Source organism: Agrobacterium genomosp. 13 str. CFBP 6927 (genome assembly GCA_900012615.1).
In the GTDB taxonomy this organism is placed as follows: Bacteria; Pseudomonadota; Alphaproteobacteria; order Rhizobiales; family Rhizobiaceae; genus Agrobacterium.
The window spans coordinates 1,062,102-1,084,059 of record LT009756.1; the positions used below are offsets into that span (position 1 = coordinate 1,062,102).

Consider the following 21,958-nt stretch of genomic DNA (forward strand, 5'->3'; position numbering starts at 1 on the left):
GCGCCACACCACATCAGAATGCAGCGTCAACAGCCCAGCTGCGCCAGATAGCTGCTGCGGCTGTGCTGCGCCACGTCCCGGGAGTAGCCGGTGACGCAATTGCGCGTGCCGCAGCGGGCGGAGAGCAGGGCGAGTTCGGCATGGCTGAAAAACTCGGCGGGCGTCGTCGTGCCGTCCACTGCCGCAACCCCGATCGATACCGTCAGATGTTCGCCTTCGCCCTCGCTGGTTACGAAGCGCAGGGCCGCCACGTTTTGCCGCAACCGCTCGGCAATCGCTTCGGCCGTATTTTGCGAGACGCCGGCAAACAGGAACGCGAATTCATTGCCGCCGATGCGGGCCACGAAATCGTCCTTCTTGATCGTCCTGCGGAAGAGCGCGGCGAGCCGTCGAAGCGCCTTGTTACCGGCGGTGGGGCCGTATTTGCCGTTAATTTCGCGGAAGCGATCAATGTTGAGCAGCACCAGCGAGGTGGCGGACGCCGCCTGATCGCCCGCATAGAGGTCCCCGAGTTTTTCAAAGAATGCCGCCCTGTTGGGAAGCGCCGTCAGGGTGTCACGCAGGGAATTCGCCTGAAGCTCGGCCCGGCGTTTCTCGACCTCGCGGATTTTCATCACACCCATGGAGACGAAATGTTTGAGGCTGGTCTGTTCCTCGTGAATGTCGCCCATCAATTGCGCAAGCCGCTCCAGTGACGGTGGCTCATGCCGGTCTTCATCGGAAAGGCTGGTGACGAATGTTTCAGTCCGCTGCAGGCCGGCCTCCAGCCGCGCGGAAATCTGCTTCAGGGTTTCGAATGCCTCTGTCGCCATCTGTTCCGCCTCGATCCGGGAGAAACCGGGCAGATTGTGTCTCTGGCCGACAATGTCGATTTCATGCTGTTGCGGCGCGTTGCCAAGTGCCAGAATATCGCGCCCCATCGCCGGATTATGCCCGGACAATATTTCATAGATCAGTTCATAATTGCGGGGCAGCGGCGCAATGTTCATCTTGGCGATGAATTGCGTGATCCTCGTAACGACAAGACCGTTTCTGGACTGTTCGCGTTTTTTATCGCCAGCAGATGTCGTCACGGTCAGCCCCAAAGAGATCGTATTTATGAATTCGCCGAAATAGTCGGTTTCCGAGTGGGGTTACTTATACACGCGACGGTTTAAAATAGCCTAAACTCGCGGGAGATTTTCGCCTTCTTCAAGCATAAACTGCGGCGTGGCGAAGGTCGTCCGTCGCAAACGGCTTTTGATCGATAACATGACAAATCCTGATTTGATTTCAGGCGACGGCCGTTCTTATATCGCCTCTCCGATAGTACAGAAGAGGGTGCAGCCTATGACGACCTCCAGAACCTTGTATTCGCTTTGCGGAAGTGACAGCTCCCGGCCGTTTTCTCCCCATTGCTGGAAAACAGTGCTTTCGCTGGCGCATAAGGGACTGGATTTCGAGGAACGCCCTTTGCCATTCACGGTGATCCCCACCGTGGAGGATGGTTTTTCGAAGACGGTGCCGATCCTTCGTGATGGCGACCAGCTGGTGAGCGACAGCTTTGAAATCGCCCTTTATCTCGATGATGCCTATCCGGAGCGGCCATCGCTTTTCAACGGGGAGGGCGGCAAGGCCATGGCGCGTTTTGTTGAAAGCTGGTCGCAGACCCAGCTTCATCCGGCCATCGTCCGCATTGCCGTGCTCGATATCCACGACATGCTGGACGAGCCGGATCGCCGTTATTTCCGCGACAGCCGGACGAAGGCGCTGGGACGGCCGCTGGAGGATGTGGTGGCAAACCGCGAGGCGGAGATCGCTGCCTTTCCGCTCCTGCTGGCGCCAATCCGCCGCATGCTGAGCTTCCAGCCCTTCATTGGCGGCACATCGCCGCTATTTGCGGATTACATCGTTTTCGGCGCGCTGCAATGGGCAAGGATCACCACCGGGGCGGATTTGTTTTCCGAAAACGATCCGGTCCGCGACTGGTTCGAAGGTTGCCTTGATCTCTACGATGCGAGAGGCCGCAGTGTGACAGCGGCGTGAAATGTCTGTTCTCATCGCTGCAATATGGGTGAACCCCCTTGTTTTCGGGAGTTTGGGCGGGTAAAGACCGCCCACTTTCTCTGAAGGAAAAGGAAACGGACACATGGCGATTGAACGCACATTTTCGATGATCAAGCCGGACGCAACCAAGCGTAACCTGACGGGCGCGATCACCAAGGTATTTGAAGACAACGGCCTGCGCGTCGTCGCCTCCAAGCGCGTCTGGATGAGCAAGCGCGAAGCCGAAGGCTTCTACGCCGTTCACAAGGAGCGTCCCTTCTTCGGCGAACTCGTTGAAGGCATGACCTCCGGCCCGACCATCGTACAGGTTCTGGAAGGCGAAAACGCCATCCTCAAGAACCGCGAAATCATGGGCGCCACCAACCCGGCCCAGGCTGCGGAAGGCACCATCCGCAAGACGTTTGCGCTCTCCATCGGCGAAAACTCCGTTCACGGTTCCGACGCTCCGGAAACCGCCGCACAGGAAATCGCCTACTGGTTCGCTGAAACCGAAATCGTCGGCTGATTCAAAATATCAACGGCTTGAATCACCCTCTCAGGTGATTATGTGAAGCCGCTGAAAAGACTCGATGAAACGGAGCCGAAAGGCTCCGTTTTTTGTTTTGTTTGCCGGGCGATTGGTTCCTGTGCCGAGCATCCGTCCCCTCATTCCTGTGCTTGTCACAGGAATCCAGCCGACGCGCGTCCGCGCGGCGAAGAAACCCTTTCCAGCTCAAGGACTTGAGCTGGCTAGATTCCTGTGACGAGCACAGGAATGAGGGTGGAGGTCTTCACGACGCCGGACACCCCTCGACCGGCCGCATATCCATCGTGCCATCCGGTTTGAACACCTCCGGATTGGGCGTATAGAGCGGCCCGACCGTGAGCGGCCTGGCCGGAAGAAGCGACTGGTCCGTGTCGGAGCGGATCGTGGTCTCTATCGTCTGCAGAATATCGCCTTCCGGCCCCTTGATGCGGATGGTGACCTTGTAGGGCCGGTCCTGTTTCACGCATTCGACCGGCGGGCTTTGAATGGCAATCTTTTCGTCCATCGGGAAAATTTTCTCCCGCGTCGTCAGCTCAGCGCCGCCTCGGGGGTTTTCGAAGGTCGCCTCCACCGTACTGCCGTCGCGGATAGGCGCAACGCGTTGCAGTGTTACCAGATAGGTCGCAATCGCCACCCGATAGTTGAAGACGAACATACGGCCCGAAACCTTCGCGACATCGCGCGGCTCATCCCGCTGGCAACCGGAGAGGGCAAGCGTCGTCGCAATCACCAGCAATGAAACGGCAATTCCTTTCATTCCTCTGCCTCCTTCTTCCGATGATAGTGCCGGCTGGCCTTCTGTCGGTTGCCGCACACCGCCATGTCGCACCAGATCCGGCTTCTGTTCTTGCTGCGGTCGATGAACAGCCAGCCGCAATTGCCGCAAATCTTCAGGCGCTCCTGCGTTTCTACTGCCAGCAGCGACAGGGCGGAATGGGCTGTCGCATTGCCGAGGCTCGTCGCGGACGGAAACGACCGCAACGCCGCGCCGCAGGCGAAAAGAAGCTCCGCCAGCCTGCCGTCATCATCGCCGCCACTGGCGATCGAGGAACGGAAATAGCCGTCGATAGCTTCCCGCAGACCGAGAAAAACCGGCCGCTTTTCCGCTTCGGGGGCGATGAGCGCGGGAAATCTGCCTCGCTCTGCACTGAGACGTATCGCGGCTTCGGCAAAGGCAACGATCTGCTCCGGCGCGGCAAAACGGTCGATCGATTTTGCCGCGTCGGAACGCAAGATGATGCTGTTGGCGACATCGAGTGCCAATGCGCCGCCTGCGAAACGATGAGCTGTCCAGCGAAAGGTCATGGCGCATATTATAACTATCAAAACGTATTTTAACAGTTATAATAATGATGGGAGGACGCGCTTGGCCTATTTCCTGCAACAATTGCTGAATGCCGTGCCGGTCGCCTCGCTTTATGCGGTTCTGGCCTTCGGCTACGCGATCGCCTTTTCGATCACCCGACGGGCGGATGTCACCTATGGCGCGATTTTCGCCTTCGCCGGCCAGACCTGTCTGCTCTTTGCCGATTTCGGCTGGAACCGTTTGTGGCTGGTCCTGCCCGCAACGCTTGCCCTTGGGGCGGGAATGGGTCTGTTCGGCGGGTTATGGGCGGCGGCCTTCATCGGCAGGGCGGTGATGCGGCCGCTGGCGAAAGCCTCTCCCAATGCGGTGACGGTCGCCTCCATCGGCGTGCTGATCGCGCTCACCGAAAGCGCCAGACTCGCCGCCGGCACCCGGCAATTATGGCTGCCGCCGCTTTTGTCCGAACCGGTGCGGTTCTGGGCTGAGGGCGGTTTTGCCGTCACCCTGACGCCGATGCAGATGCTGAATACGGCTGTTTTCTGCCTGCTCATCCTCGCAGGCTCCGTTTATCTGCGGCGTTCCGGTTTCGGCCGTTGCTGGAAGGCGGTCTCGGACGATGCTTTCGCCGCCTCGCTCTGCGGCGTGAATGCGGGCAGGATATTCCTGCTCTCCTATTGCGCGGCGGGCCTTGTCGCCGCCATCGCCGGCGTATTGGCGACGTTTTATTACGGCACGATGGATTTCGGCGCCGGGCTGGTTTTCGGTCTGAAGGTCGTGCTCATTTCGGCGGCCGGCGGTTATACCAGCCCGCTCGTCTGCGCGCTGGGGGCAGCCGCCGTCGGTTTTGCGGAAACCCTGTGGGTCGGTTACGGCCCGGTCGTCTGGCGGGACGCGGCGGTCCTTGCTCTTCTGGTCGGCTGGCTCATCGTCATGCGCAGCAGGGTGGAAGCGCCTTAGCGCATTTCGAGGAGAAGTGGGGTTTTCCGTCCGTAAAGACGAAGCGTCACCGCCACTTGTCCTTGGCCGTGTCATCCGTCGCCTTTGCCGCGATCCAATCGCCCGTCGTTCCATCCTTGCCATGTTCCTTTTTCCAGAACGGGGCCGATGTTTTGAGGTAATCCATCACGAAATTCGCGCCGTCGAAGGCGGCCTGCCGATGCCGGGCTGCGGCAATGACAAGGACGATATTTTCGCCGGCAGCGATCTTGCCGTGGCGATGGATGGCAGTGAGACCGAGAAGGGCGAAACGCTCGATGGCGAGATCGGCGATGCGGGTCATTTCCGCTTCCGCCATGCCGGGATAATGTTCAAGCTCCAGCGCTGCCAGCGTGCCGCCATCGTCACGGCAAAGCCCGGTAAAGGCCACCACCGCGCCGATGCTCCCGTCGCCTTCCGTCAGCCTGCGGGTTTCTTCCCCAGCGTCGAAATCTTCGCGTTGCACGCGGATCGTCGGCTTGACGGCTGGCTGCATCCACTCATCCCCCGGTCATGGGCGGGAAAATGCCGATTTCGCGCGCGCCGGCAATGCTCTCGTCATGTTCGACATGTTCCTGATTGACCGCAACGCGGATCACATCCGGAAATTCGAAGGCGGCTTCGTAATTTTCGCCACGGCTTGTGAGCCAGGCGATCAGTTCACCGGCCGTGGTGACGGAGGAGGGGATATCCAGTTCTTCTTCGTCCGTGCCGATCTTTTCGCGCACCCAGGCGAAATAAACGATCCGTGTCATCAGTCTTCGTCCACGATATGCTTGAGGCCCGCCTTGAAGTAATCATAGCCGGTATACATGGTGAGTGCCGCGGCCAGCCAGAGAAGCGTAATTCCCATTTCGGTCGTGTAGGGCAGAACCTTGTCGCCCGCAGGACCGGCGAGAAGAAAGGCGATGGCCACCATCTGGATGGTGGTCTTCCATTTGGCGATGCGGGTGACGGGAACGCTGACCTTCAGCGCCGCCAGATATTCCCGCAGGCCCGAGACCAGAATCTCACGGCAGAGGATGGTGATGGCCGCCCAGAGCGACCAGCCGGCAATGGTGCCATCCGCAGCCATCAGCAGCAGAACGGAGGCCACCAGCAGCTTGTCGGCGATCGGGTCCAGCATGCGGCCGATATTGGATGTCTGGTTCCAGATACGGGCCAGATAACCATCGAGGAAATCGGTCAGCGAGGCGACGATGAACAGCCAGAGCGCCGTCCAGCGCGCGAAATCTGAGCTTTCCAGCTTTCCTTCGATGAAAAAGCACAGAACGATGACAGGAACCGCGAGGATGCGGCCGTAGGTGAGGAGATTGGGGATGCTGTATGCGCGCGAAGCCATGGGAAACCTGTCAGTCTGGATAAGCTGCCTTGATGCCGCCCCTGACGGATAGCGTCAACATGTGATTATGTTTTTTTAGCAGTTCGTTGCGCCAGCGCGGGCTCAATCGCCACTACTCTCGTGGAAGTGATTGTAGATTTGCCGCGCCACCGCTTCGGAAATGCCGGTAACCGCCATCAGATCGTTGAGACCGGCACGGGAAACAGCCTTCGCCGTGCCGAAATGCTGCAGCAGCGAGCGCTTGCGTCCGGGGCCGATCCCCGAGATTTCATCCAGCGGATTGCGCACCATTTCCTTCTTGCGCCGCGCCCGGTGCGAGCCGATGGCGAAACGGTGCGCTTCATCGCGCATGCGTTGAATGAAATAGAGCACGGGATCCCGTGGCGGCAGGGAAAAATCGCTGCGCCCATCCGCGAAGAAACGTTCGCGGCCCGCATCGCGGTCCACACCCTTGGCGACACCGATGGCGATCACGCTGTCGCGTATGTCGAGTTCATCAAGGATGGCGCGCACCGCCGTCATCTGGCCCTGGCCGCCGTCGATCAGGATCACATCCGGCCAGGTGGGGAAGGGCATGTCGGCGGCTTCCTCCGGCGTTGGCGTCTGCGTCTGCCTGCGGTCGGGCTTGCCCTCTTCCTTCAACAGGCGCGAGAAGCGACGGGTCATCACCTCGCGCATCATGCCGAAGTCGTCGCCCGGCGTGATGTCGGTCGATTTGATGTTGAACTTGCGATACTGGTTCTTCACGAAACCTTCCGGCCCCGCCACCACCATGCCGCCCACGGCATTGGTGCCCATGATATGCGAGTTATCGTAAATCTCGATGCGGCGCGGCACATAGGGCAGGCTAAAGGTTTCTGCAAAACCTTTCAGCAACCGTGCCTGCGAAGAGGTCTCCGCCAGCTTGCGGCCATGCGCCTCGCGGGCATTGGCAAGAACATGGTCGGTAATGTCCTTCTTCTCGCCGCGCTGCGGCACGCTGATCGTGACCTTGTGGCCGGCTTTTTCGCCGAGTGCTGCGGCCAGCAATTCCTGTTCCTCGACGGTTTCGGACAGCAGGATCTGCTTCGGCACCGGCTTGTCATCGTAAAACTGCGCAAGGAATGCGTTGAGAATTTCCGAGCCGGGCAGGGACGGGTCCGCCTTCGGGAAATAGGCACGATTGCCCCAGTTCTGGCCGGTGCGGAAAAAGAACACCTGAATGCAGGAAATGCCGCCTTCGTGATGAATGGCGAAAACATCCGCTTCCTCGATACCGGCCGGATTGATGCCCTGATGGCTCTGGACATGGGAAAGTGCGGCCAGCCGGTCGCGATAGACGGCGGCGCGCTCGAAATCGAGATCCTCGGCCGCCTCGTTCATCTGCCGCGCAATGGCGGTCTTGACGCTCTGGCTTTTGCCGGACAGGAAATCCTTGGCTTCCTTGACGAGTTCCGCATACCCCTGATCGCTGATCTCATGCGTACAGGGGCCGGAACAGCGCTTGATCTGGTAAAGAAGACAGGGACGCGTGCGGGTCTCGAAAACACTGTCGGTACAGGTGCGGATCAGGAAGGCCCGCTGCAGCGAATTGATCGTTCGGCCGACGGCGCCGGCCGATGCGAAGGGTCCGAAATAATCGCCCTTGCGCGCCCGCGCACCGCGATGCTTGAAGATCGCCGGCGCACGGTTGTCGGCGGTGATGAGAATATAGGGAAAGGACTTGTCGTCACGCAAAAGCACGTTAAAGCGCGGCCGCAAGCGCTTGATGAGGTTGGCTTCAAGCAAAAGCGCCTCTGTTTCCGTGCGGGTAGTGACGAATTCCATATGGGTAGTGAAACGCACCATCTGGGCAATGCGGTTGGAATGGACACGGCCCTGCGCATAGTTGCCGACGCGCTTCTTCAGCGAGCGCGCCTTGCCGACATAAAGCACGTCGCCCGCCTCGTTGAACATGCGGTAGACACCTGGCGAATTCGGCAGGTGTTTGACGAATTCGCCGATGAGGTCCATGCCCTTCAGGCCGGATTCATTCTTCCAGCCTGCATTCCAGTCCATGCCGGCAACGTCGCGCGGAGCCTCGGCCGCTTCTGTCGCGGCAAGGCTTGCATCGTCGTCTTCGTCGTCGGTTTCATCGAAGAGAATACCGCCATCAGGCAGCTTCTTTCCGTTCATTCATTAATCTCCGCCACATCAGGGGTTTCCCAGCCAAGGTGCTGGCCGCCGTCGAGCGCGATCATTTGTCCGGTGACCGACGGCGTGTCGAAAAGAAAGCGAATCGTCCGCCCGAACTCGTCTGCGGCAGGACCACGCTTTAATATAAGGCCGTCGATCTGCGCCTGAAAGTCCTCCGGCGCCTGTCTTTCGCTTTTGAAGGTGGGACCAGGTCCGATGGCATTGACCCGGACGCGTGGTGCAAAGCTCTGTGCCATCGTCCGCGTCGCGGTCCAAAGGGCGGATTTCGAAAGCGTGTAGGAATAAAAACGCGGCGTGAGCGCAAGCACGCGCTGGTCGATGATATTGACGATCAGCCCGGATTTATCCTGTGGCAATTGTTCGATGAAGGCGGCCGCGATGAGGGAAGGGGCCCTGACATGCACGGCAAAATGCGCATCGAAGACCGCCGGATCGGGGGCCTCAGCCGAATCGTTGAGGAAAACGGACGCATTGTTGACGACGACGCCGATGGGGCCGAGCGCGGAAGATGCCTGTTCGACAAGCGCCATTGTCGGCGCAGATTGTGTCAAATCCGCCTGAACGGCGACGGCTTTGCCACCGTTCTGCCTTATTTCGTTAGCGAATTCCTCGGCTTCAGCCATCGAGGCATTGGCATGGACGGCGATTGCAAAGCCGTGGGCGGCCAAATCCGTGGCGATCGCCCGCCCAAGCCTTCGGGCGGCTCCGGTTATCAAGACTGTCTTCGGTATATTTTCTTTCACGGCGGACCTGCATTTGCTCATCTCAGCCCTATTTGCTGGATATAAATGCAAATCGCAAGCTGTCCGTCGGCCCCAAAAGAATTGGGCGATTTTTTATTCACAATGCAATTTCGGTTTAATTTGAATATAACTAAGTTTAAAGCCGATCTATTGCTGATTAGGCTTCTGTTAGGGTTAATAAAACCCTTGTGGCAATTAGGCAACGTCTAATTCTAGTCACGTCTCTGCCCCAAACAATTCACATTTTGGCTCTTTGATCTCCGCATTCTCCCATCAAGTTCAGTTTCCAGAGGGGCGATTAACCCGACGATTTTTACACCGCGTCTGAAAACAATGTTTTGAGTGCAGAGCGGTCCTGAAAGGAGAATAGCATGCGTATTTTCGTAGCAACCCTTATGGCTTCGACCATGGCAGCTGCCGGCTTCTCGGCTGCTCACGCCGCTGACGCCGTAAACGAAGTGCCCCAGGCACCGGTGTCCTACGACCAGCCCGCACCGGTCAAGGATTGGTCCGGCGCTTACCTCGGTGGTACGGTCAACTATGACTGGGGCCGTTTCAGCTCCAGCAATGACGGCCGTGACGCCAAGGGCTTCGGTGGCGGCCTCTACGGTGGTTACAACATGCAGAGCGGCCAGATCGTTTACGGTGCTGAAGCAGACGTGAACCTGGGCGACGAGAAGGGCTCTGCCGGTACGGTTGCCGGTAACGCCGTCGAAGGCAAGCAGGGTGTCAACGGCTCGCTGCGTGGCCGCGTTGGTTACGACATGAACCCGTTCCTGCTCTATGGTACGGCCGGTCTTGCTGTCTCCGACAACAAGGTTCGTGACGCGACCTCCAAGGACAGCGCCACCGCCCTCGGTTACACCGTTGGTGCCGGTGTTGAAGCCATGGTTACGGACAACATCACCGCCCGTCTGGAATATCGCTACAGCGACTACCAGAAGAAGGACTACGGTCTCGACTCCGGCGCGTTCTCGCGTGGTTTCGACGATCATTCCGTCAAGGCTGGTATCGGCGTCAAGTTCTGATCCTTCGCGGATCGATAAAGGAAAAGCCGGGGTTTACGCCCCGGCTTTTTTGTTTCTGCGACATGTGCCCAGAATAAATGCCCGGCGATAAGGCCGGGCATCTGTCCTGCTTCTGCGTCAGGCGGCGGCCTTCATTTCGGCGTATGCTTCGAAACGCTTGCCGAATGTCTCGGGCCACTGCGCCAGCGCATCTCGCCCTTCAGCCCATTCACCGGCGAAACGCAGATCGAGATAGCCGATCATCGCCGCAAGCGCGAAATGGCCGCCATGCAGTTTCTTGCCGGTTTTCGGCAGGTTCGCATTCAGATGGTCGAGACCCTTCACCACCTTTTTCCACTGCTTGTCGATCCATGGCTGGTGGATCTTGTCTTCGGGGCGAAAACGGCGCTCGTAAACGATGGCGAGCAGGCAATCCATGATGCCGTCGCAAAGCGCCTCCAGAATTTCCACTTCCGTGCGCTTGCCGTTCTTCTTCGGGTAGAGCTTGCCGCCCGAAAGGCGGTCCAGATAGTGCATGATCGCCACGCTGTCATAGACCGAGCCGCCATCATCCAGCAGCAGGACCGGAATCTTGCCGAGCGGATTATTGTCCATCAGCGTTGCCGGCTCGGCATTGGTGTCGACGCGCACGGAGGTGATGTCGATGCCGAGATGGCGGGCGGCCATGCGCACCTTGGCGGAGTAGGGGGAGGCGGGCGAATAGAGCAGTTCCATGGTCGGGTCCTATGGTTGACGTCGGGTAACGAGAGTATGTCCAACAAACTACGTAGCGGCTTTATGTCTGGAAAATATGTAAAATAAAGAAATAGGGCGCATCCGGTCCGCCTTAGCGAATGGGAACGATTTCTGTCGCACTGGCGCGGCAGCCCTTGCGGTCCAGCTCGGGGCACTCACGAAATGTCATGTCCCTGTTGAGACAGATGCGGACTTCCTCGAGGCGCCTTCCATCGCAGCTGATCGAGACGCCGCGTTTCGACATGCCGGGATTGGCATCGGTGAAGGCTGTTTCTATTGCGTCCGCAGAGAGGCTGGCCGCTCCGGCACCCGAGGCAATCCTCTCCGGCAGCCTGACCGTCTCGAAGGCGGCCCGGGTTGCCGAGAAATAGTCCTTCTGCGAAAGGCCGGAGCACGAGCCGTGTTTGCGCCACTGGTGGCCGATCAGGCCCATGGAAGGCATGATGTCGAACAGGGTACGGCCGATCGCGTCAGGCACACGGTCCGGTTCGCTGCTTTTGCAGAATTCGGGATAGCCAGTCTCGTTTTGCGGCCAAAGCCCATGCACGACGAAACCGTAACGCCGGTCGCTGCCGCATTGCTGGCGATTACCGGAGCCTTCGGAACTGGCGCAGAATGCCGGCGACCAGGATAGGGAGAGAACGTAAAAATCGAAGCCGGTTCCTCGGGCTGCAGATTTTCCGCCAGCGTCGTTCCGGGCATTATCCGGCTGGGAGCGCCCGGCCGGTTGCGACGGCGGATAGATGGTCCAGCCATTTGATGAATTGCTCGGGGCGGGTTTTTCCTGCGCAAACCAAAGCGCTGCAAGCGACAGAAGACCCAAGGCGATGAAACCCGCATAACGCTTCATTCCGCGCACGTTCCCCCGAAAATGGACGACCTCATATCACCGTCGGCGACAAATCGGTCTTACATAAATTTGTGAACGGGGCAAACGGGCAATCTTCCATGAAAAGGTTGAAAGCTTCGCCGCATAACGAATAAAGTCAGACGAATCTTCCGCGAAAGACGGAAGTCGGGCTGGGGTGAAGCTGGGGGAAATAGGCGGGCATGGCCGCATGACATTGAAGAAATACATCTGGCCCGTCGTTGGTCTGGCGACAATCGGTTTTTCAGCCTGGCTGCTCTATCATGAGCTGCGCGGCCTCTCGCTTGATGACCTGTGGGAAAGCCTGATGGCAATTCGCGCGCGGGACTGGGTGTGTTCCGGCCTCTCGACGCTGGTGGCCTATGCCGCTCTTGCCGGTTACGACCGTATTGCGCTCCAGCATCTCGGCCGCAAGGTGAACTGGTTCTTCATCACGCTTACCTCTTTCACCACCTATGCGCTTTCCCACAATGTCGGCGCCTCAGTCTTTTCCGGTGCCGTGGTGCGATATCGCGCCTATACGTCCAAGGGGCTGAGCGTCGGGGAAGTTGGCGTGCTCGTCGCCCTTTGCTCTTTCACCTTCACCATTGGCACGATCATGCTTATCGGCATGGTGCTGGTCTATGAGCCTGACATTACCGAGCGCTTTACCGGTATCCTGCCCGTAGAGGCATCGACGACAACCGGCATCCTGCTGCTTGTCGTTGTCGGTCTTTATGTGCTTGGCAGTCTCCTGAAGCTGAAACCGCTGAAAATCCGCTCGTTTTTCCTGCCCTATCCCGCGCCCAGACTGGTGGCGCAACAGCTGGTTATCGGTCCGATCGAGCTGATCGGCGCGGCAGGCATCATCTATTTCGCGCTGCCGGAGGCGGGAAATCCGGGGTTCATGATCATCCTCGGCATATTCCTGATTTCATTCTCGGCGGCGCTGATTTCGCACGCGCCGGGCGGGCTCGGCGTGCTGGAGCTGGTCTTCGTCACCGGCCTGCCGGATATGAACCCGGCGGACGTGATTGCGGCGCTGCTGGTATTCCGGCTGTTCTACCTCATCATTCCCTTCATCATGGCCCTGTTCGTGATCCTGTTCTTCGAGCGATCACAGCTTGCGCAGGCGCAGAAACGGGAAGGGCTGAGGTAGGCTCAATCCTCCTCCGGTTTTTCCTCGCCGCGCAGCCAGAAGGCGCGGTGTGAAGCGTACCGGTCCTGCGCCATCACCGTTTTCAGGAATGGCAGCAGCGTGTGCAGCTCGTCCTTCAGCGTATAGGGCGGGTTGACGATGATGAGGCCGGAACCGCTTAAGCCCTCCAGCCGGTCGCTTTTTACGGAAAGCTCAGCGCACAGCATCTTCGGAATCTCGAAGGATTGCAGCCGCTCGTGAAAATCCTTGATCGGCGCACCCTTTTTTAGCGGATACCACAGGCAATAGGTGCCGGTGGAAAAACGCCGATAGGCCTTGTTCAGGCCATCCGCGAGCCGCTGATATTCGTTCTCCAGCTCGAACGGCGGATCGACGAGGATAAGGCCGCGCTTTTCCTTTGGCGGCAGATGTGCGCCGAGCGACAGCCATCCGTCCAGTTCGGTGACACGCACCTGATAATCGCCCTCGAACAGGCGCGACAAGGCGCGTGCATCGTCCGGATGCAGTTCCATGGCCGAAAGCCGGTCCTGCGGGCGAAACAGCATGCGCGCGAGTTTCGGCGAACCGGGGTAGAACTGCACGCCGCCATCCGGATTGAGCTCCCTGACGGCGGAAAGATAGGGTTCCAGCAATTGGGCGATGGGGGCAGGAAGATCGGCCTCCATCAGCTTGCCGATGCCGGTCTGCCATTCGCCCGTCTTTTGCGCCTCTTCCGAGGACAGGTCGTAAAGGCCGATGCCGGCATGGGTATCCAGCACGCGAAACGCCTTGTCCTTGTTCTGCAGGTAGCGAACGAGGCGCGCGAGAATAGCGTGCTTGAGAACATCCGCGAAATTGCCGGCGTGGTAGATGTGGCGGTAGTTCATGGATTTGTCTCGCTTGCCGATGGTGATGATGAATATTCTTGATGGACGTCACTTCGGCCTTTTTGCCGCATCGCTGATGCAATATAGAAAAGACATGAACGTTGCGACCCCGATTTCCGCTAAAAACGCCACTCCGAAGGCCGAAACCCGCATCGGCCACACGGTCTGCCCGCACGACTGTCCGAGCGCCTGCGCGCTGGAAGTCGATATCAATGCCGAAGGCCGCATCGGCCGTGTGCGCGGCGCCAATGCCAATACGTACACCGCCGGTGTCATCTGCGCCAAGGTGGCGCGTTACTCCGAACGTATCTATCATCCCGGCCGTTTGCTGACCCCGAAGCGCCGCAAGGGAGCAAAGGGGGCTGGCGACTGGCAGGAGCTTTCCTGGGAAGCGGCGCTGGACGAGATCGCCGACGCCTTCGTCAAGGCTGAAGCCCGGCACGGCGCGGAGGCCATCTGGCCCTATTTCTACGCCGGAACCATGGGGCAGGTGCAGCGCGATTCCATCGAGCGCCTGCGCCATGCCAAGAAATATTCCGGCTTCTTCGGGTCGATCTGCACCAACATGGCCTGGACCGGTTATGTCATGGGCACGGGCGCGCTGCGCGGTCCCGATCCGCGTGAGATCGCCAAAGCCGATGTCGTCGTCATCTGGGGCACCAATGCTGTCGCCACCCAGGTCAATGTCATGACCCATGCGGTCAAGGCCCGCAAGGAACGCGGCGCGAAGATCGTCGTCGTCGATATCTACGACAATCCGACCATGAAACAGGCGGATATGCGCATCGTCGTGCGTCCGGGCACGGATGCCGCGCTTGCCTGCGCCATCATGCACATCGCCTTCCGCGACGGTTATGCCGACCGCGACTACATGGCGCGGTTTGCGGACGATCCGGCCGGGTTGGAGGCGCATCTGAAGACAAAGACGCCGCAATGGGCGTCTGAAATCACCGGTCTCTCCGTCGAGGAGATCGAGGATTTCGCAAGGCTCGTCGGCACGACAAAAAAGACCTTCTTCCGTCTGGGTTACGGTTTTGCCCGCCAGCGTAACGGCGCTGTCGCCATGCATGCTGCGCTGTCTATCGCGACGGTTCTCGGCTCCTGGCAATATGAGGGCGGCGGCGCCTTTCATAACAATGGTGATATCTTCCGGCTCAACAAGGCGGAGCTGATGGGCACGGCCTATGCCGACCCTGGCGTGCGCCAGCTCGACCAGTCGCAGATCGGCCGCGTGCTGACGGGTGACGCGGAAGCGCTGCGTCATGGCGGCCCGGTGACGGCGCTGCTCATCCAGAATACCAATCCCGTCAATGTCGCACCCGAGCAGCGGCTGGTGAAGCAGGGTTTCCTGCGCGACGATCTTTTCGTTGCCGTGCATGAGCAGTTCATGACGGAGACGGCTGAAGTTGCCGATATCGTGCTGCCCGCCACCATGTTCCTCGAACATGACGATATCTACCGTGCCGGCGGCCAGAACCACATTCTGCTCGGCCCCAAACTGGTGGAGCCGCCGGAAACGGTGCGCACCAATCTCTTCGTTATCGAAGAACTGGCGAAACGTCTCGGCATCGACCATATGCCGGGTTTCGGCCTTTCGGCCCGCGACCATGTCGACCGCATGTTGAAAGTCAGCGGCTGGGGCGATTTCGACACGCTGGCGGAAGAAAAATGGATCGATGCGCAGCCTGCTTTCGAGGTGGCGCATTATCTCGAGGGTTTCGGTTATGGCGACGGAAAATTCCGCTTCAGCCCCGAATGGGCGACAGGGCCGTCTCCCAACCGGCCGCCGAAGAATATCGGCGTGATGGGCCCCGTTTCGCAATTCCCAAAATTCCCGGATCAGGTGGACGTCATCGAAACGGCCGATCAGGATCATCCATTCAGGCTGGCGACATCGCCGGCGCGCAACTTCCTGAACTCCACTTTCGCGGAAACGAAAACCTCCGTGCAGAAGGAAGGCCGTCCGGAACTGATGATCTGTCCCGAGGACGCCAGCCGCAACGATATTGCCGATGGCGACATCGTGCGCATCGGCAATGGTCGCGGCGAAGTACGCCTCCATGCAAAAATCGTGGAGGGTGCCAGATCCGGCGTTTTGGTCGCTGAAGGGCTGTGGCCCAACAAGGCGCATCTGGACGGGGAGGGTATCAACGTGCTGACCGGTGCCGATGCCGTTGCCCCCTATGGCGGCGCGGCTTTCCACGACAACAAGGTGTGGCTGCGCCGGGAAGATCAGACCAGCCAGACTTGATATTGCGCCGCAACAGGGGCAGGCTCAGATAATTGCACGACAGGCAGGGACATATCCGGTGACACAGACGCAAGCGAAGAACATTCCGGCCGATACGGATGCCGGCAGAATTCGGCTGGTGGAAAAAGAAACCGTCTGGAAGGGCTTCGTGCATATGCAGAAGCTCATTTTCGACCAGCGCATGCCGGATGGCAAAACGATCCGTATCGTGCGGGAAGTCCACGACCACGGCAGCGCCGCCGCCATCCTGCTTTACGATCAAAAACGTGACAGTGTTGTGATGGTGCGCCAGTTTCGCCCCGCCGCCTTCGTGAATGGCGATCAGAGCTTCATGATTGAAGTGCCGGCGGGACTTCTCGACGACGACAACGCCGCCGACGCCATTCGCCGCGAGGCGATGGAAGAATCCGGCTATGCGGTTGAGAAAGTTGACTACCTCTTCGACATGTATGCCAGCCCGGGAACACTCACGGAAAAGGTCAGCCTCTTCGTCGCCCGTATCGATCTCGACCTGCAGGCCGGCGAGGGCGGTGGGCTGGAAACCGAAGGCGAGGATCTGGAAGTTCTGACCTACGGGCTGGACGAAGCCTTCGCGATGATCGCATCGGGTGAAATCACCGATTCCAAGACGATTATTTTGCTGCAATGGGCGATGTTGAATCGCACCCGGCTTTGACTTCGGTTTGATATGCGTGAGGGTCGCAGCACTCGCGACGAAATCGGCTACTTGCGACCCTTATTTTTCCAGGCATTGATCCGATCCAGGGCCGCTTGTTTTCGTTGCGGCCGTTCTGCCCTTATTGCGGCGATGAGAACTCGCCGGGCTTGGAGATCATTTGCCTTCACAAGCTGCACCACAACCTCGTTTGTATTTCCCGACGATAGGCGAGGAGCAGGCTTGGTCAAGTAAGCTTATGGGGCGGGTGTCGCTGTCGGCTCAAAACCTTCCCTTGACGCCAGCCCCCACGAAAATCGACTGCAGGTCGCCGCCGCCGGCATTCTTTTCCGATGAAAGGCCTCCAGCGCCTGCGCCGCTATAGTGGGTGTCTCCGCGTCCGAGGCTGGTGTAGTCATACGCGCCGTCGAGATAGATCGAGGCGTTCTCCGTCAGGTCATAGGCAACGCCCGCCTTTACCCCGAACATGCCGGCAACGTCGAATTTGTCGGTGAAGCGCATGTCGCGCATCCAGTGGTCGTCCGTGGCCTTGGCATAGACCATTGCGCCGCCCTCCACACCGGCATTGAGCGACCAGTTGCCGAACCTTTGGCCGCCCGTCAGGTTACCGTAGAAAACCGGGATTTGCTGGCGGTATGTTATCCCTTTCTCACCGTCGTTGAATTTGATGCTCAAATCCCTTCGCGAGAAAAGACTGTAAACGGCGCTGCCGCCATAGGCCGACCATTGCACATCCGTATAGCGAAAACCGACGCCGGCGCTGAGATATTGCTGCGGATCGTCCAGCAACATGCGATTGAGTTCGAGGCTTCCCGAAAAATAATGGTCGAGCCGCGTATCGTCATGCTGGGAACGGTGGCTCCAATTGTCCTTGGAGCTATCTCTGGAAAAAGGCCAAACCCAGTCATAGTCGGTCATATAGCCGTCGCCCTCGAAGCCGACGCGGCCTTCGGCCTTCACCCGCCAGCCGGGCGCAAGCTCAAGCCCGAGTGAGCCTCGCAGCGCCATGGCGTTTTTTGTTTCCCATTCGAGTTCGCTTAGCTTGCTACCGCCGATATGGACCGTTTCCGTCGCTTTGAGATTGAGAACGCCGGCATCGAGCGAAGCAGTGATGCCACCCTGTTCAGCGGCAAGCGGCAGGCTTGTGCCTATCAGCAAGAGGGCCGAAAGCGGAAGGGGAAATCTCAAAAACAGCATAATCGCTCCTGAATGACCGGAGGGCCTGAAATATGGGCCGTTGCGGGCATTAAAGGTGATTATGGTAAATGATTGGTTTATTTTGCCGAAAATACCATTTTAGGCATTTTTGTACTTTAGAAATACCTCTATCAAGACGCAGAAATCAGATTGGTATATTCAGATTTACTTGCGCCGTCCGTAATGACGGCTCTGCCGCCCTCCATCCGCACCTTGCCTTCCGCAAGCAGCTTCAGGGCCAGCGGATAAAGCTGGTGCTCGACGGTCAGAATCCGAGCCGCGAGTGTGTCTGCCGTATCGCCGGACATGACCGGCACCGCGCCCTGTGCAATCGTCGGGCCTTCATCCATGCCTTCGGTGACGAAATGCACGGTGCAGCCGGAAATCTTCATGCCGCTGTCGATGGCGCGCTGGTGGGTGTGCAGCCCGGGGAAAAGCGGCAGCAGGGAAGGGTGGATATTGATGATGCGACCTTCATAGGGAGCGATGAAGTCTCCCGAGATCAGCCGCATGTAACCGGCAAGACAGATGATGTCAGGTGCAATCTCGCCAAGCGCAGCCAGGATGGCACCCTCATGCTCGGCCTTGCTGGCATAGGTCTTGCGCTCGAAGACCAGCGTGGGAATGCCCAGCTCCCGTGCCTTTTCCAATCCGCCCGCCGAGGCCTTGTCCGATATCACGCAGACGATTTCCGCCGGGAAATCCACCGCCTGACAGGCCTTGGCCAGCGACACCATGTTGGAGCCGCCGCCGGAGATGAAAACGACGACACGTGCGCGGCTGGACGGGAGCGCGGCACTCATCATAGGCTGAGAGCGCCCTTGTAGATCGTGCCGTGCGCGCCCTCTTCGCGGGCCACCATGCGGCCGAGCGGGAAAACGGTCTCGCCTTCCGCTGTTAGGGCGTTCGTGACCTTCTCGGCATTTTCAGCCGAAACGACCACGATCATGCCGACGCCGCAATTGAAGGTTCGCAGCATTTCCTTGGCTTCGACGCCGCCGGTTTTTGCCAGCCACGAAAAGACGGCCGGAACCTTGATCGCGTCGAGATCGATTTCAGCTGCGAGATGCTTGGGCAGAACGCGCGGAATATTCTCCGGGAAACCGCCGCCGGTAATATGCGCCAGTGCCTTCAGCGCGCCGGTCTCGCGGATCGCCTTCAAAAGCGGCTTCACATAGATGCGGGTCGGCGTCAGCAGCGCTTCGCCGAGCTTCTTGCCGTCGGCGAAGGGGGCAGGGGCGTCCCAGGCGAGGCCGGAGATGGATACGATCTTGCGCACCAGCGAGAAACCGTTCGAGTGCACGCCGGAGGATGAAAGCCCGAGAATGACGTCGCCTTCGGAAATATCACCGGCCGGCAGAAGCTGGCCGCGTTCGGCAGCACCCACGGCAAAGCCTGCGAGATCGTAGTCGCCGTCGGAATACATGCCGGGCATTTCAGCGGTTTCGCCGCCGATCAGCGCACAGCCGGATTCGCGGCAGCCGGCGGCAATGCCGGAAACGATCGCCGCACCCTGGTCGGGGTCGAGCTTGCCGGTGGCGAAATAATCGAGGAAGAACAGCGGCTCCGCGCCCTGGACGACGAGATCGTTGACGCACATGGCGACGAGATCGATGCCGACGGTGTCATGATAGTCAGCATCGATGGCGATCTTCAGCTTGGTGCCGACGCCGTCATTGGCGGCCACCAGAACCGGATCGGTGAAGCCCGCGGCTTTCAAATCGAACAGGCCGCCGAAGCCGCCGATTTCGCCATCCGCACCGGGACGCCGCGTTGAACGCACCGCCGGTTTGATCTTTTCGACCATCAGGTTGCCGGCGTCGATATCCACACCTGCGTCACTATAGGTAAGACCGTTCTTGCCCGACTGGCTCATGGCTCTCGTCTCCGCTGGTTCCTTTGGCGTCGCCATTCGCACGGCACGGGGCCTGATGCAAGGGTTTGCGTGGCAAAAGCTCCGGTTTTTAACGGCTTTGCGAAGGTTTGACATTTTACCTGCCTCGGGTTTCTGGACCGGGAATGGTCCGTGCAGGCTTGAAAACGGGCCCTCGATGCACCTGTCCGGCGCCTGCCTGCCAGACGCTGCCGGATTGCCGGTCTTGACCATGTGCACATGCGCATCCTATCTCCATCATGGGCGGTTAAGGGACGGCGACAAGAGGATGAACGGATGCAACCCCATGTGAGTGGTACGAACCTGCGCCGACAGGTGTTTTTCTGGATCGGCGTGCTTGCCGTCTTTATCCTTTTCCTGATGGTCTTCAGCTCCATTCTCCTGCCTTTCGTGGCGGGCATGGCGCTTGCCTATTTTCTCGATCCGGTCGCCGACTGGCTGGAACGGCGCGGCCTCAGCCGGTTGATGGCAACCGTCGTCATTCTCGTTTCCTTCGTGCTGATCTTCGCGCTGTCGCTCATCATCATCATTCCGGTGATTGCCGCCCAGGCGTCGGAATTCATCACCCGAATCCCGCAATATATATCGTCCCTGCAGCAGCTGATCGCGGGTGCGGATACCAACCTCCTGCCTGATTGGGTGAGCAGCCAGATCAACTCGGTGAAGGAGAATTTTTCAAAGCTCCTGACGGAGGGCGCCGGCTTTATCGGCACCCTGCTGACGCAGATATGGAATTCCGGCAAATCGCTGGTCGACGTCGTGTCGCTGCTGGTCGTCACGCCCGTCGTCGCTTTCTATCTGCTGCTCGACTGGGACAGGATGATCGACAAGGTCGACAGCTGGATACCGCGCGACTACGTGCATACCGTCCGCCAGATCGCCCGCGACATGGACAATACGATTGCCGGTTTCGTGCGCGGGCAGGGGTCGCTCTGCCTTATCCTCGGCGTTTATTATGCTGTCGGCCTGTCGCTGGTGGGCCTCAATTTCGGCCTGCTGATCGGCCTTTTCTCCGGCCTCATCAGCTTTATCCCCTATATTGGTTCGATGGTCGGCCTCATCCTCGCCGTCGGCGTCGCCATCGTGCAGTTCTGGCCGGACTATATTTATGTCTTTCTGACGCTTGCCGTGTTCTTCTCCGGCCAGTTCATCGAGGGCAACATCCTCCAGCCGAAGCTCGTTGGCAAAAGCGTCGGCCTGCATCCGGTGTGGCTGATGTTTGCCCTGTTCGCTTTCGGCGCGCTTTTCGGCTTTGTCGGCCTTCTGGTTGCGGTGCCGGCCGCGGCGGCCGTCGGCGTGCTTGTCCGCTTCGCCTTGTCGCGGTATCTTGAAAGCGATCTTTACCACGGACACGCCGCCAACCTTCCGTGGGAGGCCAACCCTGCCTTGGAAGAAAGGGAAACGTCCTCCACCAAGGCGGACGGTCAGGGCTGACGATGACTGACCAGATCAAAACCGACAACGCCCGGTCGAAGGCCGAGCAGCTGCCGCTCGTATTCTCGCACCAGGCCGCCTCCGGCAGGGAAGACCTTCTCGTATCCGCTTCGCTCGAGGCTGCGGTCAGCCTCGTTGATGAATGGCCGAATTGGCCATCGCCCGTGGTTGTGCTCGCCGGGCCGCCGGGTTCGGGGAAGTCGCATCTCGCCAATATCTGGAAAAACATCAGCGGCGCCGTGGAAATCCACCCGCAGGCCGGTGCGGATGCCGCGCGAGCGGCCGAGAGCGCACCGGTGCTTTTCGAAGATGCCGATCGCCGCGGTTTCGACGACACCGAACTCTTCCACGTCATCAACAGCGTGCGCCAGCACGGCAAGACGCTTCTGATGACCAGCCGGCAATGGCCGGCCGCATGGCCGGTGACGCTGCCGGATCTGCGCTCGCGTCTCAAAGCCGTAACCGTGGTGGAGACCGGCGAGCCGGATGAGGGACTTCTGGCGCAGGTGCTGATGAAACTCTTTGCCGACCGTCAGCTTTACATGGATGACAAACTCATAGGTTACATCGTCAATAGAATGGAGCGTTCGCTCGATACGGCGCAGACGATCGTGGACCGGATCGACAGGCTGGCGCTCTCGCGTGGGACAAGGATTACCCGTCCGCTGGCGGCGGAAGTTCTCAACGCGATGGAGAGTGCAGCGGTGGGCGAGGGGCTGGACGGCGATTGACTGTCACAGTTCCGTCGTCAAACTGTT

At 59.3% G+C, this 21,958-nt stretch carries 23 protein-coding genes; 9 read left to right on the top strand and 14 right to left on the bottom strand.

Annotated features, from left to right (window positions below; translation table 11 throughout):
* Positions 1-26 precede the first annotated feature (26 nt).
* Positions 27-1,073: a GGDEF domain-containing protein gene (locus AGR13A_RS05315; RefSeq protein WP_167377416.1), complete on the bottom strand. Its 1,047-nt coding sequence runs from the start codon at positions 1,071-1,073 to the stop codon at positions 27-29.
* 256 nt (positions 1,074-1,329) lie between these two features.
* Between AGR13A_RS05315 and AGR13A_RS05320 the strand changes: the two genes are divergently transcribed.
* A complete protein-coding gene (locus tag AGR13A_RS05320) occupies positions 1,330-2,025 on the top strand; it encodes a glutathione S-transferase family protein (protein ID WP_080836585.1) in 696 nt (231 codons plus the stop codon).
* Positions 2,026-2,128: 103 nt separating this feature from the next.
* Entirely contained in the window at positions 2,129-2,551 is a 423-nt protein-coding gene (gene ndk, locus AGR13A_RS05325) for a nucleoside-diphosphate kinase (protein WP_003496769.1), read from the top strand.
* A 265-nt stretch (positions 2,552-2,816) separates the two neighbouring features.
* Here ndk and AGR13A_RS05335 read toward each other — a convergent pair whose 3' ends face one another.
* Complete coding sequence (locus tag AGR13A_RS05335) at positions 2,817-3,329, bottom strand: hypothetical protein (protein WP_080834069.1); 513 nt, start codon at positions 3,327-3,329, stop codon at positions 2,817-2,819.
* Positions 3,326-3,877, bottom strand: a complete 552-nt coding sequence (locus AGR13A_RS05340; protein WP_080834072.1) for a CGNR zinc finger domain-containing protein — start codon at positions 3,875-3,877, stop codon at positions 3,326-3,328. Before AGR13A_RS05340 ends, AGR13A_RS05335 begins: the two co-directional genes overlap by 4 nt.
* Before the next feature lie 61 nt (positions 3,878-3,938).
* Here AGR13A_RS05340 and AGR13A_RS05345 point away from each other — a divergent pair, with 61 nt between their 5' ends.
* Positions 3,939-4,835 carry a branched-chain amino acid ABC transporter permease gene (locus tag AGR13A_RS05345; protein WP_080834074.1) on the top strand — a complete coding sequence of 299 codons (897 nt, stop codon included), beginning with the start codon at positions 3,939-3,941 and terminating at the stop codon, positions 4,833-4,835.
* Positions 4,836-4,881: 46 nt separating this feature from the next.
* On the opposite strand, the gene AGR13A_RS05350 is transcribed toward AGR13A_RS05345, so the two are convergent.
* The 5 genes from AGR13A_RS05350 to AGR13A_RS05370 form a co-directional block, all read right to left on the bottom strand.
* Entirely contained in the window at positions 4,882-5,349 is a 468-nt protein-coding gene (locus tag AGR13A_RS05350; RefSeq protein ID WP_035217904.1) for a molybdenum cofactor biosynthesis protein MoaE, read from the bottom strand.
* 4 nt (positions 5,350-5,353) lie between these two features.
* Positions 5,354-5,608: a molybdopterin converting factor subunit 1 gene (gene moaD, locus AGR13A_RS05355; protein WP_080834076.1), complete on the bottom strand. Its 255-nt coding sequence runs from the start codon at positions 5,606-5,608 to the stop codon at positions 5,354-5,356.
* Positions 5,608-6,195, bottom strand: coding sequence for a CDP-diacylglycerol--glycerol-3-phosphate 3-phosphatidyltransferase (pgsA, locus tag AGR13A_RS05360; protein WP_035217896.1), 588 nt, complete (start codon positions 6,193-6,195; stop codon positions 5,608-5,610). Before pgsA ends, moaD begins: the two co-directional genes overlap by 1 nt.
* A gap of 102 nt (positions 6,196-6,297) precedes the next feature.
* Positions 6,298-8,349 carry an excinuclease ABC subunit UvrC gene (gene uvrC / locus AGR13A_RS05365; RefSeq protein ID WP_167377417.1) on the bottom strand — a complete coding sequence of 684 codons (2,052 nt, stop codon included), beginning with the start codon at positions 8,347-8,349 and terminating at the stop codon, positions 6,298-6,300.
* Positions 8,346-9,134: an SDR family oxidoreductase gene (locus AGR13A_RS05370; RefSeq protein ID WP_035217889.1), complete on the bottom strand. Its 789-nt coding sequence runs from the start codon at positions 9,132-9,134 to the stop codon at positions 8,346-8,348. The genes uvrC and AGR13A_RS05370 overlap by 4 nt, the downstream gene beginning before the upstream one ends.
* 350 nt (positions 9,135-9,484) lie before the next feature.
* On the opposite strand from AGR13A_RS05370, the gene AGR13A_RS05375 reads away from it, so the two are divergent.
* Positions 9,485-10,141 carry an outer membrane protein gene (locus tag AGR13A_RS05375; RefSeq protein WP_035217887.1) on the top strand — a complete coding sequence of 219 codons (657 nt, stop codon included), beginning with the start codon at positions 9,485-9,487 and terminating at the stop codon, positions 10,139-10,141.
* 117 nt (positions 10,142-10,258) lie between these two features.
* Here the strand turns inward: AGR13A_RS05375 and AGR13A_RS05380 are convergent, their stop codons facing one another.
* Positions 10,259-10,855: a glutathione S-transferase gene (locus AGR13A_RS05380; RefSeq protein WP_035217884.1), complete on the bottom strand. Its 597-nt coding sequence runs from the start codon at positions 10,853-10,855 to the stop codon at positions 10,259-10,261.
* A 112-nt stretch (positions 10,856-10,967) separates the two neighbouring features.
* The gene (locus AGR13A_RS05385; protein ID WP_080834077.1) at positions 10,968-11,726 is read right to left on the bottom strand and encodes a ribonuclease T2 family protein; all 759 of its coding nucleotides are present in this window, start codon (positions 11,724-11,726) and stop codon (positions 10,968-10,970) included.
* Between the two features lie 208 nt (positions 11,727-11,934).
* Here AGR13A_RS05385 and AGR13A_RS05390 point away from each other — a divergent pair, with 208 nt between their 5' ends.
* Positions 11,935-12,882 (top strand): lysylphosphatidylglycerol synthase domain-containing protein, encoded by a 948-nt coding sequence (locus AGR13A_RS05390; protein WP_080834079.1) that lies wholly within the window; start codon positions 11,935-11,937, stop codon positions 12,880-12,882.
* A gap of 2 nt (positions 12,883-12,884) precedes the next feature.
* Here the strand turns inward: AGR13A_RS05390 and AGR13A_RS05395 are convergent, their stop codons facing one another.
* The gene (locus AGR13A_RS05395; RefSeq protein WP_080834081.1) at positions 12,885-13,748 is read right to left on the bottom strand and encodes a 23S rRNA (adenine(2030)-N(6))-methyltransferase RlmJ; all 864 of its coding nucleotides are present in this window, start codon (positions 13,746-13,748) and stop codon (positions 12,885-12,887) included.
* A gap of 28 nt (positions 13,749-13,776) precedes the next feature.
* On the opposite strand from AGR13A_RS05395, the gene AGR13A_RS05400 reads away from it, so the two are divergent.
* Entirely contained in the window at positions 13,777-15,999 is a 2,223-nt protein-coding gene (locus AGR13A_RS05400) for a molybdopterin-containing oxidoreductase family protein (RefSeq protein WP_167377518.1), read from the top strand.
* Between the two features lie 58 nt (positions 16,000-16,057).
* Entirely contained in the window at positions 16,058-16,675 is a 618-nt protein-coding gene (locus AGR13A_RS05405) for an NUDIX domain-containing protein (RefSeq protein WP_080834082.1), read from the top strand.
* A 261-nt stretch (positions 16,676-16,936) separates the two neighbouring features.
* On the opposite strand, the gene AGR13A_RS05410 is transcribed toward AGR13A_RS05405, so the two are convergent.
* The 3 genes from AGR13A_RS05410 to purM all read right to left on the bottom strand — a co-directional run bounded on the left by AGR13A_RS05410 (position 16,937) and on the right by purM (position 19,748).
* Complete coding sequence (locus AGR13A_RS05410; protein ID WP_080834084.1) at positions 16,937-17,872, bottom strand: omptin family outer membrane protease; 936 nt, start codon at positions 17,870-17,872, stop codon at positions 16,937-16,939.
* A gap of 131 nt (positions 17,873-18,003) precedes the next feature.
* Positions 18,004-18,678 (bottom strand): phosphoribosylglycinamide formyltransferase, encoded by a 675-nt coding sequence (gene purN / locus AGR13A_RS05415; protein WP_080834086.1) that lies wholly within the window; start codon positions 18,676-18,678, stop codon positions 18,004-18,006.
* Entirely contained in the window at positions 18,675-19,748 is a 1,074-nt protein-coding gene (gene purM, locus AGR13A_RS05420; protein WP_080834088.1) for a phosphoribosylformylglycinamidine cyclo-ligase, read from the bottom strand. The genes purN and purM overlap by 4 nt, the downstream gene beginning before the upstream one ends.
* A gap of 294 nt (positions 19,749-20,042) precedes the next feature.
* Here purM and AGR13A_RS05425 point away from each other — a divergent pair, with 294 nt between their 5' ends.
* Together AGR13A_RS05425 and hdaA are read left to right on the top strand one after the other, a co-directional pair.
* Positions 20,043-21,200, top strand: a complete 1,158-nt coding sequence (locus tag AGR13A_RS05425) for an AI-2E family transporter (protein ID WP_035217867.1) — start codon at positions 20,043-20,045, stop codon at positions 21,198-21,200.
* A gap of 2 nt (positions 21,201-21,202) precedes the next feature.
* Positions 21,203-21,931, top strand: coding sequence for a DnaA regulatory inactivator HdaA (hdaA, locus tag AGR13A_RS05430; protein WP_080834090.1), 729 nt, complete (start codon positions 21,203-21,205; stop codon positions 21,929-21,931).
* Positions 21,932-21,958 lie beyond the last annotated feature (27 nt).